Below are 16,091 nucleotides of genomic sequence, written 5' to 3'. Positions count from 1 at the left end.
GTTCATTCGACGACGCGGGGCACCAGGTAGAGGCCGTTCTCGACGGCCGGGGCGACGCGCTGGAAGTGGTCGCGCTGGTCGCGTTCGGTGACTTCGTCGGCGCGCAGGCGCTGGGTGCTGTCGAGCGGGTGGGCGAGCGGCGCCACGCCGTGAGTGTCGACCTCCTGCAGCTGGTCGACCATGGCCAGGATACGGCCGAGGTCGTCCACGTAGCCGGCGGCATCGACGTCGTTCATGGCCAGTCGCGCCAGGTGGGCTGCGCGCATTACGTCGGAGGGTTCAAGCGCCATGGTATAAACGTCCCCTGAGCATGATATCGATGGCAGCGTCGGGCGTCGGCGGCCGACATCCGCGCTGAAATAGCCGCAAACCGTACCACATCTTCGCGCGTCTGGCAGGCACTTCAGCTTGCTGGACATCGGCCGCGGTGATACCGTTTGCATCCGCACAGGGTTCCGGTCTGCACTAGGTGAAAGACTTTCATGTTTAAACGTTTAAGGGGGCTGTTCTCGAGCGATCTGTCGATCGACCTCGGGACCGCCAACACACTGATCTACGTTCGCGGTCGGGGCATCGTGCTCGACGAACCATCCGTCGTGGCGATTCGCCAGTCAGGCAGCATGCGCAGCGTTGCCGCCGTTGGCGTCGACGCCAAACGCATGCTGGGCCGCACGCCGGGCAACATCACTGCCATCCGTCCGATGAAGGATGGCGTGATCGCCGACTTCACCGTCACCGAGCAGATGTTGCAGCACTTCATCCGCAAGGTGCATCAAAGCACCTTCCTGACGCCGAGCCCCCGGGTACTGGTGTGCGTGCCGTGCATGTCGACCCAGGTCGAGCGTCGCGCCATCAAGGAGTCGGCCGAAGGCGCCGGGGCCCGCGAGGTATTCCTGATCGAGGAGCCCATGGCGGCGGCGATCGGTGCCGGCCTGCCGGTGGAAGAGGCGCAGGGCTCGATGGTCGTCGACATCGGTGGCGGCACCAGCGAGATCGCCATTATCTCGCTCAACGGGGTGGTCTACTCGGAGTCGATCCGCGTCGGCGGCGACCGTTTCGACGAAGCCATCACTGCCTACGTGCGCCGCCACTACGGCAGCTTGATCGGTGAAGCCACCGCCGAGCGCATCAAGGAAGAGATCGGCTGCGCCTACCCGGGCGGCGAGCTGCGCGAGATCGACGTGCGCGGCCGCAACCTGGCCGAGGGCATACCGCGCAGCTTCACGCTCAACTCCCACGAGATCCTCGATGCGCTGCAGGAGACGCTGGCCTCGATCGTCACCGCGGTGAAGAGTGCTCTCGAGCAGTCGCCGCCCGAGCTGGCCTCGGATATCGCCGAGCGCGGCCTGGTGCTGACCGGCGGCGGTGCCCTGCTGCGCGATCTCGACAAGTTGATTGCCGAGGAGACCGGCCTGCCGGTGATCGTCGCCGAGGATCCGCTGACCTGCGTGGCGCGCGGCGGTGGCAAGGCCCTGGAGATGATCGACCAGCATACCTTCGAGCTGCTCTCGAGCGACTAACACCCGGTTATCGCTGGGCTGCCTTCGGGGGGATTGCTTATCAAACCGCTGTTCTCGCACGGGCCGGTGCCGGGCTATCGCATGCTGCTGTGTGCGATAGTGGCGTTCGCGCTGATGTTTGCAGAACACCGATTTTCGCGCATGGAAGACCTGCGTGCCCAGATGACCACCGTGGTCGCACCGATCCAGTGGGCGGTGAGCGTGCCCAGCGACGTGCTGACCTGGGGCTCGCTGGCGCTCTCGGATCAGCGCGCGCTGGTCGACGAGAATCGCCGCCTGCGCGAGCAGCTGCTGACCCTGTCGCATCGGGTGCAGCGCATGGCCAGTCTGACCGCCGAAAACGTGCGCCTGCGCGAGCTGCTCAATGCAGCAGGGCAGACCGAGATGCCCTACATCACCGCTGAGTTGCTGTCGCTGGACTCCGATCCTTTCACCCATCAGATGGTTATCGACCGCGGTCGCCGCGACGGCGCCTACGTCGGTCAACCGGTGATGGATGCCTCGGGGCTGGTGGGTCAGATTACCGCGGTGTCGGCCTACTCGAGCCGGGTGCTGATGCTGGCCGATGCCAATCACGCCATGCCGGTGCAGGTCAATCGCAACGGCCTGCGCTTCATCGTTCAGGGCTCGGGCCGCTACGATACCCTCAATGTGATGCATGTCCCCGACACTGCCGATATCCGCGAGGGCGATCTGCTGATCACCTCGGGGTTGGCCGGGCGCTTCCCCGCCGGCTATCCGGTGGCGCGGGTCAGCGAGGTGGCCCATGACCCCGGGCAGCCCTTTGCCCGGGTCACCGCGGCACCGGTGGCGCAGCTGCAGCGCTCGCGGCACTTCCTGTTGCTGTTCCCGCCGCCGACCATCGAGCCGGAGCCGGGTGACCGGCTGTGGGACGAGACCTTCTCGATCATCGAACCGCCGCTGGAGTTGATGCAGTAATGGTTGCCATAGGCCTGCGCGGTACCCTGTTGATCTGGCTGAGCCTGCTGCTGGCGCTGTGCCTGCAGGTGATGCCCCTGGCCGACGTGTGGCTGATCTGGCGGCCCGACTGGCTGGGGCTGATGCTGATCTACTGGTGCGTGGTGATGCCGCAGCGGGTCGGCGTGCTGCACGGCTTCGTGCTGGGCCTGCTGCTCGACCTGATCGAGGGCACCCCGCTGGGCCAGAATGCCCTGACCCTGTCGCTACTGGCCTTCCTGTGTGCGCTGGTCTACCAGCGGTTGCGCGCCTACTCGCTGCTGCAGCAGGCGATCCTGGTGTTCATGCTGCTGGGCATCGTGCAACTGATCGAGCAGTGGTTGCGCACCATCATCGGGCCGTTCTCCATACACCTGGCGTTTTTGCTGCCGTCACTGATCGGTGGCCTGCTGTGGCCTTGGTTGTTCACCCTGTTCCAGATGCTGCGCCGCCGGCTGGGCATCTTCTGAATTCTCCACGGGAGCTGCGATGACCGCGACACTGCGACTGGCCTCTGCCTCGCCGCGCCGCCGTGACCTGTTGGCCTCGATCGGCGTGGCGGTGGAGGTGCATCCGGTAGACATCGACGAGACGCCGTGGCCCGATGAGGCGCCGCGCGACTACGTACAGCGGCTGGCGCGGAGCAAGGCGCTGGCCGGGGCGGCGGGCAGCCAGCTGCCGACCCTCGGCTCCGACACCGCGGTGGTACTGAACGGCCAGATCTTCGGCAAGCCCCGCGACCAGGCCCACGCCGCCGAAATGCTCAGCGCGCTGGCCGGTACCACCCATCAGGTGTTGACCGCGGTGGCGGTCAGCGGGCCGGCCGGGCTGCTCGAGTGCTGTGTGACCAGCCAGGTGACCCTGCGCGACATCGACGCGCACGAGATCGCCGCCTACTGGGCCACCGGCGAGCCCGCCGACAAGGCGGGCGGCTATGCCATCCAGGGGCTGGCGGCGGTGTTCGTCGCCGAGATGCAGGGCAGCCACTCGGCGGTGGTGGGTCTGCCGCTCTACGAGACCGCCACACTGCTGACCCGCCAAGGCGTACCGCTGTGGTCGGGGGCCGGGGTGGCTGTGCCATAATGCCGATATGATCACTGGATAAGGAAGCCTGCATGAGTGGTGAAGTACTCATCAACCTGACGCCGATGGAAACTCGCGTGGCAGTGGTCGAGAACGGCGTCCTGCAGGAAGCCTTTATCGAGCGTAGCCGACGCCGCGGCATCGTCGGCAATATCTACAAGGGCAAGGTGGTGCGGGTACTGCCCGGCATGCAGGCCGCGTTCGTCGACATTGGCCTGGATCGTGCGGCGTTCATTCATGCCCACGAGGTGATGCCGCCCAATACCCCCAGCGACGAGCAGGTGTCGATTGGCCATCTGCTGCACGAGGGACAGGCACTGGTGGTGCAGGTCACCAAGGACCCCATCGGCTCCAAGGGGGCGCGCCTCACCACGCATCTGTCGGTGCCGTCGCGGTTTCTGGTCTATATGCCCGATTCGCCTCACAACGGCGTTTCCCAGCGTATCGAGGACGACGCCGAGCGCGAGCGGCTGCGCCAGCTCACCGAGCAGTGCCAGAGTGAGCAGGAGCTCGAGATCAGCGGCGGTTTCATCATCCGCACCGCCGCCGAGGGCGTGGGGCACGAGGAGCTGCATGCCGACATGTATTTCCTGCTGCGGCTGTGGCGCAAGGTCAGCGAGCGCAAGATCACCGCGCCGGCACCCAGCGTGATCTACGACGACCTGCCGCTGTTCATCCGCACCCTGCGCGATGTGATGCGCGACGAGATCGAGAAGGTGCGCATCGACTCGCGCGAGAACTTCCTCAAGCTGTATGAGTTCGCCAGCGAGTTCATGCCCGGCACCGAGAACCGCATCGAGTACTACCCGGGCGAGCGGCCGATCTTCGATCTCTACAGCGTCGAGGACGAGATCCAGAAGGCGCTGGGGCGCAAGGTGCAGCTCAAGTCCGGCGGCTACCTGGTCATCGACCCCACCGAGGCGATGACCACCATCGACGTCAATACCGGCGGTTACGTGGGCCACCGCAACCTCGAGGAAACCATCTTCAAGACCAACCTCGAGGCGGCCACGGCGATCGCCCGCCAGCTCAGGCTGCGCAACCTGGGCGGTATCATCATCATCGATTTCATCGACATGGAAGAGCTCGAGCACCAGCGCCAGGTGCTGCGGGTACTGGAGAAGTCGCTGGAGCGCGACCATGCCAAGACCAAGTGCACCGGGGTCACCGAGCTGGGGTTGGTGCAGCTGACGCGCAAGCGCACCCGCGAAAGTCTTGAACAGACGCTGTGTGAGCCCTGTCCTACGTGTAGTGGGCGCGGCACGCTGAAGACACCGGAGACGGTGTGCTACGAGATCTTTCGCGAGATCCTCCGCGAGGAGCGCGCCTATAGCCCGGAAACCTACATGGTGCTGGCCTCCCAGGCGGTGGTCGATCGGCTGCTCGACGAGGAGTCCACGGCGGTAGCGGATCTCGAGTCCTTCATCAACAAGACGATTCGCTTCCAGGTCGAGGCACACTATTCTCAGGAGCAGTACGATATCGTGCTGATGTAAGCGATGAGCCCACTCCGCGTGACGCTGCGCTGGGCGCTGACCCTGGCCGCGATCGGCCTGGCGCTGCTGGCGATACTGGCGGTGGCGCTGCGCCTGGCGCTGGGCCAGGTCGACTCGCTGCGCGACAACCTCGAAACGCTGCTCTCGGCGCGCTTCAACGCCGAGGTCAGCGTGGCCGAACTGCGCGCCGAGGTGAATCGCCTCGACCCCAGCGCCGAGCTTCACCACCTGCGCATCGCCTCCCGCGACGGCCGCGACCTGCCGCTGCTGGAGGTCGAGCACGCCGAGCTGCGGCTGGCCAGCGCCGCGTCGCTGCGCGACTGGGTGCCGGTGGTGGAAGATGCGCGCATCCGCCAGGTCACCGTGCATCTCTACCAAACCCCGGAGCGGACCTGGCACTGGCCGGAGCCGGCCGAACTGCCCCCGGAATTTCAGCCCACCGCCGAGTTCGACCTCGAGCGTCTCGATTTCTGGGTCGGTGCGCTGCTGCGCCAGCGTGTCGAAGCCGAACAGGTGCGCCTGGTGCTGCACGGCCTCGATCGTCAGGTGGTGCTCGAAGCCCCCAGTCTGCTGATGACCGGCGACCGACGCCGCACCCATGTCGAGGGTTGGCTGCACGTCGAGGGGCAGGAGAATATCGCGCTCGAGGCGGCGCTGGAGATACAGCCGGGACGCCGCGGGCTGGCCGACTTCAGCGCCGCGCTGCAGGCGCGCATGGACGTTGCCAGCCTGGTCGAGCTGGCCGAGGTGCTGAGCCGCAATGACCCGGTGCGTCTCGATGCCGCCGAGGGCAAGGCCGAGCTGTGGGGGCGCTGGCACGAGGGCGCGCTGCAGGACGCCCGGCTCGACCTGGACGTGCCGCAGTTCGTCGTCAGCAATGCCAGCGCGACGCTGGCGCTGGACGATATTCGCGCCCGCGGCCAGTGGCTACGCGATGGGCCTGATGGCTGGCAGGCGTGGCTGAGCCGCGAGCCGCTGGCCGATGACGACGCGACCCACGGACCGGCGATACCCGAACACTGGCATCTGATGGGCGAGGGCCGCGACTGGTGGCTCAATACCAGCGGCTTCGAGCTCGACGCGCTGGCCGCCTGGCGCAACCGCGTGCCGCTCCCCGAGGGGCTGGTGCGGGTGCTCGACAGCCTCGACCCCCAGGGGCGTATCAGCGGCTTCGGTGTTGGCCGCCGCAACGGCAGCTGGCAGGCCCGCGGCGCGCTGCACGAGGTGGCGGTCTCGGCGTGGCAGAACGCTCCCGGCGGCGGGCCCATCGACGCCTGGGTCGAAGCCGAGGATCTGCATGGCAAGGTCACCTTCGTCGGCGATCTCGATACCCGGCTCGATTTTCCGCGGCTGTTCCGCGAGCCGATGCAGCTGACTGCCGCACGCGGCGTGGTCAACTGGGACTATCGCGGCGAACGGGTGCATGTCGATGGCCAGGACCTCGAGGCGCTGTGGCGCGGCGCTCAGGTGCAGGGCGGGTTCGACCTGGCGCTGGGCGGCGATGAGCCCGGCGAACTGGGGCTCGATCTGGCCTTCCGCGAGATAGACGCGGTGACCACGCCGCTAAGCGACTGGCTGCCGGTGGGGGTGTTCGGTGACGGGCTCAACGAGTGGCTCGAGCTGGGCGCCGCGGGGCGGGTTACCGCCGGCACCCTGAGCCTGCGCCAGCCGCTGCGCGAGGGCATCGAGCCCGACGATATCGAACTCGAACTGGCCCTCGAGCTGGTCGATGGATACCTCCCCTTCGCCGAGGGCTGGCCGGCGCTGGAGGATGTCAGGGGGCGCCTGGCAATGGATGGCATGCGCCTGGAGGCCTGGGTCGAGCATGCCGAGAGCCTCGGCCTGGTGGCCCAGGAGGGGCGCGTCAGCCTCGCCGACCAGACGCTGGACGTGGTCGGCGAGCTGGCCGGTAGCAGCGAGGCGGTGCTCGACTATCTCGCCGCGCTGCCGTTCTTCGATCTCGACAGCAGTGACTTCAGCGGCAGCGGCGCCCTGGCCGGCGAGCTGTCGCTGACGCTGCCCCTCGATGACCTCGAGGCACTGCGCCTGGACATCGAGGCCGACGTCGACGTGCCGGCGCTGGTCTATCTGCCGCTGGATATCCGCATGCACAGCGTCAACGGCGCGCTGGCCTACCGCCAGCGTGACGATCAGGGCGGCGTCGACGGCGTGCTTGGCGCGCGGGTGTTCGGCGGCCCGCTACGCGCCGAATTCGATACCCGCGAGCAGGGCGTCGATTTCAGCGGCCGGGCGCTGGCCAGCGGACTGCTGAGCTGGGCCGGGCTGGATGCCGCGGCACCGATCCTCGATGGTGTATTTCCCTATACGGCGCGTCTCGACCACGCCGAGGGTGCGCTGAGCTTGCGCTTCGACAGCGACCTCAGCGGTCTGGCGATTCGCCTGCCGGCGCCGTTCGGCAAGCCGGCGGGCAGCAGCGCGCCGCTGTTCGTCGAGGCCGACCTGGAAAATGGCGTGATCGAGGGCGAGCTGGCCGAGCGCCTGCGCCTGCGCTGGCGCGAGTGGGGCACCGGTAGCCAGGGGCAGGCGTGGCTGGAGCAGTGGCCGGCGGCCCCGGCCTGGCCCGACGGCAGCGGCTGGGAAGTCGAGTGGCGCACGCCGCGGCTGGACACCGACGCCTGGGCCGAGGCCCTCGGCGGGGTCGGCGCCGAGGACCTCGAGCTTGGCGATTCAGGCCCCGATGCGCTGCGCGTGGCGCGTTTCGCCACGCCCTGTCTCGACGTGATGCAGCGCTGCCTGGGCTCGCTGTATGTCAGCGCTTATCCGTGGAGCGGTGACGACTGGCGCCTGGATGTCGACGGCAGCCTGCTCGAAGGGCGCGTCGACTTCCGCCCGGCCGCGGGTGGCGAGCTGGATGTCGCCCTGGTGCGGCTCAACCTGGATGCGCTGATGCCTGAGGAGGCCGACGCCGAGGGGCTGCTCGACGAGATCGCGCTGGCGCCCAGTCCGGCGGCTTTTCCGGAGTGGGTCGGTGAACTGCCCGACGGGCGCCTGCGGGTCGCCAGCCTGCTCCACGAAGGCAAGAGCTTCGGCCCGCTCACCGCGCGCTGGCGGGCCAGCCCCGGCTCGCTGCAGGTGGCACCGCTGGGCTTGACCCTGGGGCGTGTCTCGGCGCGCGGCGAGATCGACTGGGAAGCCACCGGTGACGCCAGCCTGACCCGCGCACGACTGGCGCTGGACGGCGGCGACCTGGGCACTGCCCTGGAGCGGCTCGACCAGCCCATCGCGATCAGCAATACCACCACGCGGGTGCGCTCGCAGCTGGCCTGGCCCGGGGCGCCCTGGCAGTTCGGTCTCGACCGCTCGCGGGGCAGCCTGGACATCGACCTGCGCGACGGCCGCTTCCGCTACCTCGACTCGCCCTCGGCGCGCCTGGTCGGACTGCTCAACTTCGACAACCTGTTGCGTCGCCTGCGCCTCGATTTCTCCGATGTGACCGGCCAGGGTACGGCTTTTGACAGTGTCATCGGCAACGCGACCTTGTATGGTGGCATTCTGGAAACCCGTGGCCCGGTGGTGGTCGAGGCGCCGGCAACGCGCTTCACCCTTGACGGCCAGGTTGACCTGGCGCGCCGTGAACTCGACCAGCGTCTCGGGGTCACGGTACCAGTAAGCCAGAATCTCCCGCTGGCGGCGGTAGCCGCCGGCGCCCCGGTAGTGGGCGGGGCACTGTTCATCGCGCATCGCCTGTTCGGTGGAGCCATCGATCGGGCGACGCAGATTCATTACCGCGTGCGGGGTCCCTGGACCTCGCCGCAGATTTCCCTGGAAGGTGCCGAATGAACCTACACTCCCGTGACCTGACGGCTCAGGACAAGCTCGATGGCGCCATCGCTACCCTGCTGACCCCGGGTGGGCTCGACCTCGACGGTCTCGATGCCGGGCTCGGCCATGCGCTGGGTGCCGGCATCGACTACGCCGACCTCTACTTTCAGCGCAGCTGGCACGAGAGCTGGGTGCTCGAGGACGGTGAGGTCAAGGAGGGCAGCTACAGCATCGACGGCGGCGTCGGCGTGCGCGCCATGGCCGGAGAGAAGACCGGTTTCGCCTACTCCAACCAGATCACCGCCGAGGCGCTGGCCGATACCGGGCGTACTGCCTCGGGCATTGCGCGCAGCGGATCGCGCCTGGCGCTCGCCCCGGGGCGTCTCGGCAAGGCCGACGAACGCTATGTCGGGGTCGATCCGCTGGCCGGGCTCAGTGCCGGCGACAAGATCGCCATGCTCAAGGAGGCCGATCGCATCGCCCGCGCCGAGAACCCCGCGGTGAGCCAGGTCAGCGCCTCGCTGACCGGCCTCTACGAAGTCGTGCTGGTGCGTGCCAGCGACGGCACCCTGGCCGCCGACGTGCGCCCGCTGGTGCGCTTCAACGTCAGCGTGATCGTGACCAACAACGGTCGCCGCGAGCGCGGTAGCGCCGGCGGCGGCGGTCGCTACGCCATGGCGCGCCTGCGCGACGACCAGGCGCCGAGTCGCTTCGCCCGCGAAGCGGTGCGCCAGGCGATGGTCAACCTCGAAGCGGTGGACGCGCCTGCCGGGCAGATGCCAGTGGTGCTGGGTGCCGGTTGGCCCGGCATCCTGCTCCATGAGGCCGTCGGCCACGGCCTGGAGGGCGACTTCAACCGCAAGGGTAGCTCGGCCTTCGCCGGTCGCATGGGCCAGCGGGTGGCCGCCAAGGGGGTGACGGTGGTCGATGACGCGACCCTGGGGGATCGCCGCGGCTCGCTGTCGATCGATGACGAAGGCACCCCGGGCGCCTACACGCCGCTGATCGAGGACGGCATCCTCACCGGCTACATGCAGGACAAGCTGAATGCGCGGCTGATGGGCATGGCGCCCACCGGCAACGCGCGCCGCGAGTCCTATGCGCACATGCCGATGCCGCGCATGACCAACACCTACATGCTGGCCGGCCACGACGCTCCTGCCGACATCATCAAGAGCGTCAAGCGTGGCCTCTACGCGGTGAGCTTCGGCGGCGGCCAGGTGGATATCACCTCGGGCAAGTTCGTGTTCTCGGCCAGCGAAGCCTACCTGATCGAGGACGGCAAGATCACCGCGCCGGTCAAGGGCGCGACGCTGATCGGCAACGGCCCCGAGGCGATGGCCCAGGTGTCGATGATCGGCCACGACATGGAACTCGACACCGGGATCGGCGTGTGCGGCAAGGAGGGGCAGGGCGTGCCGGTGGGCGTCGGTCAGCCGACGCTCAAGCTCGACGAGCTCACGGTAGGCGGCACGGCGTCGTGAGCGGCGTCGGGGATAGGTCGTAAGGGAGGTTCTGGGCCAGGGATGGCCCAGGTAGCGTCCAGGGAGGGATTCATAGCGTCTCCCTGAAGGCCTGTCGCCGACTAAGCCGCGAGCGAGCTGGCTGGTCTGTGCTAGAGCGCGGCCGTATCGCGAATCAGCTTGAACAGCTTGCGCGAACTGGTCGGCGGCTTGTCCTGGGCGCGTTCGCGCTGGGCGTTGCGGATCAGCTGGCGCAGCGCCTGGCGATCGACATCGGGGAACTCGACGATAAAGGCCTCGACGGCCTCGTCGCCCTGCTCGATCAGCCGCTCGCGCCACTTCTCCAGGCGATGGAAGGCGTGGTCGCGCTGCAGCTTCTCCTGCTCGAATTCGTCGAAGGCGGCCTGGATCGCCGCGGTATCCTCGCGGCGCATGACCTTGCCGACGTACTGCATGTGGCGGCGGCGCCCTTCGTGGGAGCGGATGCGTCCGGTCTCTTCGACCGCGGCGAGCATCTCGTCGGAGAGCGGCAGCCGGGCACGCTCGGCGTCGGACAGGGCGATGATTTTTTCACCCAGCGCCTGCAGGGCCTGCATCTCCTGCTTGCGCTGGGTCTTGCTCTGCCAACCATCGTGGTCGGCGGGGGAATCGAATGACATGCCATTACCATCAGCATCGGGGTGTGCGGCGAGTATACCAGCCCACCCCAGTCAAGGAGACACGAGATGACACAGGCTTTTGATGCCGCCGAGCAGCAGACGCTACTCGAGGCGCGGGTCGCGTCGGCGCTGGACCTGGCACGTCGGCTGGGTGCCGATGCCTGCGAAGTTGGCGCCAGCGTCGATCAGGGGATCGGCGTCAGCGTGCGCCTCGGCGAGGTGGAGAGCGTCGAGCTGTCCCGCGATCAGGGTATCGCGGTGACGGTGTTCGTCGGCAGCCGCAAGGGCAGCGCCTCGTCGTCGGATGCCGGCGAGGCGTCGATCAGGGCCGCGGTGGAGAAGGCCATCGGCATTGCCCGCTATACCGGCGAAGATCCCCACGCTGGCCTGGCGCCGGCGGAGCTGATGGCCACCGAGCTTCCCGACCTCGAGGTGCACCATCCGTGGCGGCTTAGCACCGACGAGGCCATCGAGCTGGCGTTGAGCTGCGAGTCCGCCGGTCGCAGCGTGGCGGGTATCAGCAACTCCGATGGCGCCAGCCTGTCGAGCGGTGAGGGCGTGCGCGTCTACGGCAATAGTCACGGTTTTCTCGGCAGCCTGTGCGGCAGCCGCCACTCGCTGTCGTGCATGCTGATCGCCGAGGATGACAGTGGCATGCAGCGCGACTACGAATACACCAGCGAGCGCGACCCGGCACGGCTGGTGGCCGCCGAGACGATTGGCCGCCAGGCGGCCGACAAGACGCTGCGTCGGCTGGGGGCCAAGCGTCCCAGTACGGGACGCTTCCCGGTGCTCTTCGACCCGCAGCTGGCGGCCGGTCTGATCGGCCACCTGATGAGCGCCATCGCCGGTGGGGCGCTGTATCGCGACGCCTCTTTCCTGTGCGGACGCCTCGGCGAGACGCTGTTCCCGAGCTGGTTCACGCTGGGCGAGCGGCCGCTGGAGATCGGTGCCTCGGCCAGTGCGCCCTTCGACAACGACGGCGTCTATACCCGCGACAACGTGTTCATCGACCAGGGGCGGCTGGCCAGCTACATGCTCTCGGCTTACAGCGCGCGGCGGCTCGGCATGCACAGCACCGGTAACGCCGGTGGCGCCCGCAACCTGCGTCTCGAGGCGCCGCTGACGCCGCATGCCGCACTGCTCGAGCAGCTCGGCACCGGGGTGCTGGTCACCGAGCTGATGGGGCAGGGCGTCAACGGGGTGACCGGCGACTACTCCCGCGGTGCGGCGGGGTTCTGGGTCGAGAACGGCGTGATCCAGCACCCGGTGGAGGAGTTCACCATTGCCGGCAATCTCGAGCAGATGTTCCGCGGCCTGATGGCGGTGGGCGATGACGTCGACACCCGCGGCAGCATTCACAGTGGCAGCTGGCTGATCGACGAGATGACGGTGGCGGGCAGTTGAGGCAGCGGAGCGCCTACTCGCCCTCTTCGAAGCGTGATTCGAACAGTGCGCTCAAGGCGTCGAGCACGGCCTCGGCGTCGTCGCCTTCGGCGTGAACGGTGAGCGCGCTGCCGCAGGGTGCGGCGAGCATCAGCAGCGACATGATGTTGGCCGCGTCGGCGTCGCGCCCGGCGTGCTGGACCTTGACCTTGGCACGATACGGCTGGCAGCACTGCACCAGCTTGGTGGCCGCGCGGGCGTGCAGGCCGCGCTTGTTGGTCAGGGTCAGCTCACGGCTCGGCATCGGTTCAACTTCCTTGTAGTGGCGTGGCGTGCTCGCTGTCCTTGGCAGCGGGGCGGGTGATGGCGGTGTGAATGCCCAGTTCGCGGTGGCGTAGGCGCACATCGGGGTAGCGGGCGGCAAACTCGGTGGCCAGGCGTTCGACCAGGTACACCGAGCGATGCTGGCCGCCGGTGCAGCCGATCGCCACGGTGACATAGCTGCGATGGCTGGCTTGATAGGCCGGCAGCCAGCGGCTCAGCCAGCCGTGGATGTCACTGGCCATGTCGGCGACGTCGCGATAGCCCTCGAGGAACTCGACGATCTCGGCGTCACGGCCGTTGAAGGGGCGCAGCCGTGGATCCCAGTAGGGGTTGGGCAGGCAGCGGGCGTCGAACACGGTGTCGGCGTCCAGCGGCACGCCGCGCTTGAAGCCGAACGACTCGAAGGTCAGGGTCAGCTGCTTGCCGACATGCTGGGCGACCTGCTCGGTAATGCGTCCGCGCAGGTCGTGGACCGACAGCCGGGTGGTGTCGATGGTCAGGTCGGCCAGGTCGCGGATCTCGGCCAGTGCGCTCTCTTCGGAGTCGATCGCCTCGGCCAGGGTGCGGTCGCTGTCGCGGGTCAGCGGGTGGCGACGGCGAGTGGCCGAGTAGCGTTCGAGGAGGATCTTGGCATCGGCGGTGAGGTACACGACCTGGCAGTCGACGCCGCGCTGGCGCACCTCGTCGAGCAGGCTCGGGAAGCGCTCGAGGGCATCCGGCAGGTTGCGTGCGTCGATGCTGACGGCGATCGAGGAGCGCCGCGGCTCGCCGGCATGCAGTTCGTCGACCAGCGAACCGAGCAGCATCGCCGGGAGGTTGTCGATGGCGTAGAAGCCCAGGTCTTCGAGGGCCTGCAAGGCAATCGATTTACCCGAGCCGGATCGGCCGCTGATGATCACGAGCTGCATGCTGCTCTCCTGCGCGAACCTGCGCTAAAACGTGCCGCCGACATGAGTCGCGGGGCTTCCAGGCGGCCCTGGCAAAGGCTCAGGGAGCGGGAGTATCGGGATGCTGGGCCTGACGGTCGATGGCATCCATCAGGGTATCATGAAGTTCACGCTGACTCTCGCAGTGGCGCAGTTTGGCGCGGGTCTCGGCGTCGTTCATCACGCCGGCGACTTCGGCGAGCAGTGCCAGGTGGGTGTCGTCGGCCTGTTCGGGAACCAGCAGCACGAACACCAGATCTACCGGGTCACCGTCGATGGCATCGAAGTCGACCGCTTCGCTGAGCTTGAGAAAGCCGGCCAGCGGCGTCTTGCAGTGGGGACTGCGGGCATGGGGGATGGCGACCCCGTTGCCGATGCCGGTACTGCCCAGCCGTTCGCGTCCGATCAACCGGCTGAAGACTTCCTGGCTGTCGAGGCTCGGGGTGTTCTGGGCAATGAAGGTGCTGAAGAATTCCAGCACCCGTTTCTTGCTCCCCCCGGGGACGCCGAACAGGGCGCGCTCGGGGGGCAGGATGGTTTGCAGAGTCATGGAGAAATCAGCGGACACCGGCGCCTTGGGCGCGGGCCTGAGCTTTTTCCTTGTGTTTGACCAGTTGGCGGTCGAGCTTGTCGGCCAGGGCGTCGATGGCGGCGTACATGTCCACGTCCTGGGCATCGGCGTGAATATCGGCCCCTGCGGCGTGCAGGGTGCAGGCGGCGTGCTGGCGCTCCTTTTCGATGGAAAGCGTGACCTGCACGGTGGTGATGTTGTCGTAGTGTCGTTCGAGGCGGGCAAGTTTCTCGTCGACGTAATCACGCAGCGATTCGGTCAGTTCAACATGGTGTCCGGTGATGTTGACTTGCATGGCACGCTCCTTTCCTGCGGGTGTCGCTTCGATTGTAACCCTTTTTGTGGCGCTGCATAGCCCCTGTGCCGGTGGATTTGATCAGCACCGATGTTGCAGGTTTTTTTACTGTCAGGACAGACGCTTGCGCTCGCTTGAGGGCGGGATGCCCATGGCTTCGCGATACTTCGCCACGGTACGCCGGGCGACCTTGATGCCGCTATCGGCGAGCAGGTCGACCAGCTTGCTGTCGGACAGCGGCTTGCGCGCCGGCTCCTCACCGATCAGCTTCTTGAGGCGCGCGCGGATCGCGGTGCTGGAGTGGGCGTCGCCCTCGCCGGCGCCGCCGACGTGGCTGGAGAAGAAGTACTTGAGCTCGAACACCCCGCGCGGGGTGTGGATGAATTTCTGGGTGGTGACACGCGAAATGGTCGACTCGTGCATCTCCACTGCCTGGGCGATGTCGGCCAGGATCAGCGGCTTCATGGCTTCTTCGCCCTGCTCGAGGAAGTCGAACTGGCGCGCCATGATCTCGCGACCGACCCGCAGCAGGGTGTCGTTGCGGCTCGACAGGCTCTTGATCAGCCAGCGTGCCTCCTGCAGGTGCTGCTTCATGAAGGCGTTGTCGTCGCTCTTGTCGGCGCGCTTGATCAGTGCTGCGTAGTCGGGCTGGATACGCATCCGTGGCAGCGCCTCGGGATTCAGCTCGATGCGCCACCCGGCCTGAGTATGGCGGGCGATCAGGTCGGGGATGACGTAGTCATTGCCGCTGTCGCTGAAGGCCTGGCCGGGGCGCGGGTCGAGGGTGCGGACCAGGGCAATGACGTGGTCGAGCTGGTCGTCATCGAGGCGCAGGCGACGCTTGAGCAGCTTGCGATCGTCGCCGGCCAGGGCTTCCAGGAACTGGCGTACCAGGCGCTTGGCCTGTGGCAGCAGCGGGGTGTCATCGGGCAGCACGCCGAGCTGCAGCATCAGGCATTCGCGCAGGTCGCGGGCACATACCCCGGTAGGCTCGAACTGCTGCAGGCGCAGCAGCACCTGCTCGACCTCGCTGACCTTGAGGCCGGCAAGCCCCTGGTCGCGCAGCCCGCCGCTGAGTTCGTCGAGGCTCGCCGCCAGGTAGCCGTTGTCATCGACGGCATCGATCAGGCTCTCGGCGATGATCCGCTCACGGTCGACCAGGTCGGTCATCGCCAGCTGCCAGGCCAGGTGGTCATGGAGGCTTTCACCGCTGGCGTTGCGCTCGAAGTCCGGCGCTTCGCCGCTGCCGCTGGGGGCCATGTCCTGGTAGGTGTCCGACCAGTCGCTGTCGACCGACAGCTCGTCGGGGATCTCGCTCGACCAGTCGTCCTCCTTGGCCTCGGCGACCTCCTGCTCGCCGAAAGCGTCGTCGAGCTCGAGCATGGGGTTGGACTCCAGCGCCTGCTGGATTTCCTGGCGAAGATCGAGGGTCGACAGCTGCAGCAGGGCGATCGCCTGCTGCAGCTGGGGGGTCATCGTCAGGTGGGTACCGACGCGCAGTTGCAACGAGGGTTTCATGGCCATGGGGGAGACGGCTTCGCTGACAAGTGAGCGATTACGTTAGCCCGCGTCGCGACCCCATGCAAGCACTATGGTATGAAATCTCTGCAATAAGCATGCCATGCGCA

General features: G+C 67.4%; 15 protein-coding genes. 8 read left to right on the top strand and 7 right to left on the bottom strand.

Annotation, left to right across the window (positions count from 1 at the left end):
- Positions 1–2: 2 nt before the first annotated feature.
- Positions 3–290, bottom strand: a complete 288-nt coding sequence (gatC, locus tag QC821_RS09570) for an Asp-tRNA(Asn)/Glu-tRNA(Gln) amidotransferase subunit GatC (protein ID WP_095622047.1) — start codon at positions 288–290, stop codon at positions 3–5.
- A gap of 192 nt (positions 291–482) precedes the next feature.
- On the opposite strand from gatC, the gene QC821_RS09565 reads away from it, so the two are divergent.
- The 7 genes from QC821_RS09565 to tldD are packed head-to-tail and all read left to right on the top strand — an operon-like array spanning position 483 to position 10,323.
- Complete coding sequence (locus QC821_RS09565; protein ID WP_095622048.1) at positions 483–1,520, top strand: rod shape-determining protein; 1,038 nt, start codon at positions 483–485, stop codon at positions 1,518–1,520.
- A gap of 33 nt (positions 1,521–1,553) precedes the next feature.
- Complete coding sequence (mreC, locus tag QC821_RS09560) at positions 1,554–2,459, top strand: rod shape-determining protein MreC (protein ID WP_309720226.1); 906 nt, start codon at positions 1,554–1,556, stop codon at positions 2,457–2,459.
- Positions 2,459–2,947, top strand: coding sequence for a rod shape-determining protein MreD (mreD, locus tag QC821_RS09555; protein WP_309720224.1), 489 nt, complete (start codon positions 2,459–2,461; stop codon positions 2,945–2,947). The genes mreC and mreD overlap by 1 nt, the downstream gene beginning before the upstream one ends.
- Before the next feature lie 19 nt (positions 2,948–2,966).
- Entirely contained in the window at positions 2,967–3,560 is a 594-nt protein-coding gene (locus QC821_RS09550; RefSeq protein ID WP_309720222.1) for a Maf family protein, read from the top strand.
- A 32-nt stretch (positions 3,561–3,592) separates the two neighbouring features.
- Positions 3,593–5,056 (top strand): ribonuclease G, encoded by a 1,464-nt coding sequence (gene rng / locus QC821_RS09545; RefSeq protein WP_309720219.1) that lies wholly within the window; start codon positions 3,593–3,595, stop codon positions 5,054–5,056.
- 3 nt (positions 5,057–5,059) lie between these two features.
- Complete coding sequence (locus QC821_RS09540) at positions 5,060–8,857, top strand: YhdP family phospholipid transporter (RefSeq protein ID WP_309720216.1); 3,798 nt, start codon at positions 5,060–5,062, stop codon at positions 8,855–8,857.
- Positions 8,854–10,323, top strand: a complete 1,470-nt coding sequence (tldD, locus tag QC821_RS09535) for a metalloprotease TldD (RefSeq protein ID WP_309720213.1) — start codon at positions 8,854–8,856, stop codon at positions 10,321–10,323. Before QC821_RS09540 ends, tldD begins: the two co-directional genes overlap by 4 nt.
- Positions 10,324–10,454: 131 nt before the next feature.
- On the opposite strand, the gene yjgA is transcribed toward tldD, so the two are convergent.
- Positions 10,455–10,961, bottom strand: coding sequence for a ribosome biogenesis factor YjgA (yjgA, locus tag QC821_RS09530; RefSeq protein WP_309720211.1), 507 nt, complete (start codon positions 10,959–10,961; stop codon positions 10,455–10,457).
- Positions 10,962–11,027: 66 nt separating this feature from the next.
- Between yjgA and pmbA the strand changes: the two genes are divergently transcribed.
- Positions 11,028–12,368 carry a metalloprotease PmbA gene (gene pmbA, locus QC821_RS09525; protein ID WP_309720209.1) on the top strand — a complete coding sequence of 447 codons (1,341 nt, stop codon included), beginning with the start codon at positions 11,028–11,030 and terminating at the stop codon, positions 12,366–12,368.
- A 13-nt stretch (positions 12,369–12,381) separates the two neighbouring features.
- On the opposite strand, the gene QC821_RS09520 is transcribed toward pmbA, so the two are convergent.
- From QC821_RS09520 to QC821_RS09500, 5 genes are all read right to left on the bottom strand, one after another.
- A complete protein-coding gene (locus tag QC821_RS09520; RefSeq protein ID WP_309720206.1) occupies positions 12,382–12,651 on the bottom strand; it encodes an HPr family phosphocarrier protein in 270 nt (89 codons plus the stop codon).
- A 4-nt stretch (positions 12,652–12,655) separates the two neighbouring features.
- Positions 12,656–13,579, bottom strand: coding sequence for an RNase adapter RapZ (gene rapZ / locus QC821_RS09515; RefSeq protein ID WP_309720203.1), 924 nt, complete (start codon positions 13,577–13,579; stop codon positions 12,656–12,658).
- A 79-nt stretch (positions 13,580–13,658) separates the two neighbouring features.
- Positions 13,659–14,147: a PTS sugar transporter subunit IIA gene (locus QC821_RS09510; RefSeq protein ID WP_309720201.1), complete on the bottom strand. Its 489-nt coding sequence runs from the start codon at positions 14,145–14,147 to the stop codon at positions 13,659–13,661.
- 7 nt (positions 14,148–14,154) lie between these two features.
- A complete protein-coding gene (hpf, locus tag QC821_RS09505; RefSeq protein WP_095622058.1) occupies positions 14,155–14,463 on the bottom strand; it encodes a ribosome hibernation-promoting factor, HPF/YfiA family in 309 nt (102 codons plus the stop codon).
- A gap of 111 nt (positions 14,464–14,574) precedes the next feature.
- Complete coding sequence (locus tag QC821_RS09500) at positions 14,575–15,987, bottom strand: RNA polymerase factor sigma-54 (protein ID WP_309720197.1); 1,413 nt, start codon at positions 15,985–15,987, stop codon at positions 14,575–14,577.
- Between the last annotated feature and the right edge of the window lie 104 nt (positions 15,988–16,091).

Origin of the sequence: Franzmannia qiaohouensis (assembly GCF_031451695.1) — a bacterium.
GTDB lineage: Bacteria > Pseudomonadota > Gammaproteobacteria > Pseudomonadales > Halomonadaceae > Franzmannia > Franzmannia qiaohouensis.
This window is presented reverse-complemented; position numbering and strand designations above follow the sequence as displayed.

Bases quoted from the DNA above. Each gene is read 5' to 3' on its own strand.
- gatC (WP_095622047.1), bottom strand. From the start codon at position 290: ATGGCGCTTGAACCCTCCGACGTAATGCGCGCAGCCCACCTGGCGCGA.
- QC821_RS09565 (WP_095622048.1), top strand. From the start codon at position 483: ATGTTTAAACGTTTAAGGGGGCTGTTCTCGAGCGATCTGTCGATCGAC.
- mreD (WP_309720224.1), top strand. From the start codon at position 2,459: ATGGTTGCCATAGGCCTGCGCGGTACCCTGTTGATCTGGCTGAGCCTG.
- QC821_RS09550 (WP_309720222.1), top strand. From the start codon at position 2,967: ATGACCGCGACACTGCGACTGGCCTCTGCCTCGCCGCGCCGCCGTGAC.
- rng (WP_309720219.1), top strand. From the start codon at position 3,593: ATGAGTGGTGAAGTACTCATCAACCTGACGCCGATGGAAACTCGCGTG.
- QC821_RS09540 (WP_309720216.1), top strand. From the start codon at position 5,060: ATGAGCCCACTCCGCGTGACGCTGCGCTGGGCGCTGACCCTGGCCGCG.
- tldD (WP_309720213.1), top strand. From the start codon at position 8,854: ATGAACCTACACTCCCGTGACCTGACGGCTCAGGACAAGCTCGATGGC.
- yjgA (WP_309720211.1), bottom strand. From the start codon at position 10,961: ATGTCATTCGATTCCCCCGCCGACCACGATGGTTGGCAGAGCAAGACC.
- pmbA (WP_309720209.1), top strand. From the start codon at position 11,028: ATGACACAGGCTTTTGATGCCGCCGAGCAGCAGACGCTACTCGAGGCG.
- QC821_RS09520 (WP_309720206.1), bottom strand. From the start codon at position 12,651: ATGCCGAGCCGTGAGCTGACCCTGACCAACAAGCGCGGCCTGCACGCC.
- rapZ (WP_309720203.1), bottom strand. From the start codon at position 13,579: ATGCAGCTCGTGATCATCAGCGGCCGATCCGGCTCGGGTAAATCGATT.
- QC821_RS09510 (WP_309720201.1), bottom strand. From the start codon at position 14,147: ATGACTCTGCAAACCATCCTGCCCCCCGAGCGCGCCCTGTTCGGCGTC.
- hpf (WP_095622058.1), bottom strand. From the start codon at position 14,463: ATGCAAGTCAACATCACCGGACACCATGTTGAACTGACCGAATCGCTG.
- QC821_RS09500 (WP_309720197.1), bottom strand. From the start codon at position 15,987: ATGGCCATGAAACCCTCGTTGCAACTGCGCGTCGGTACCCACCTGACG.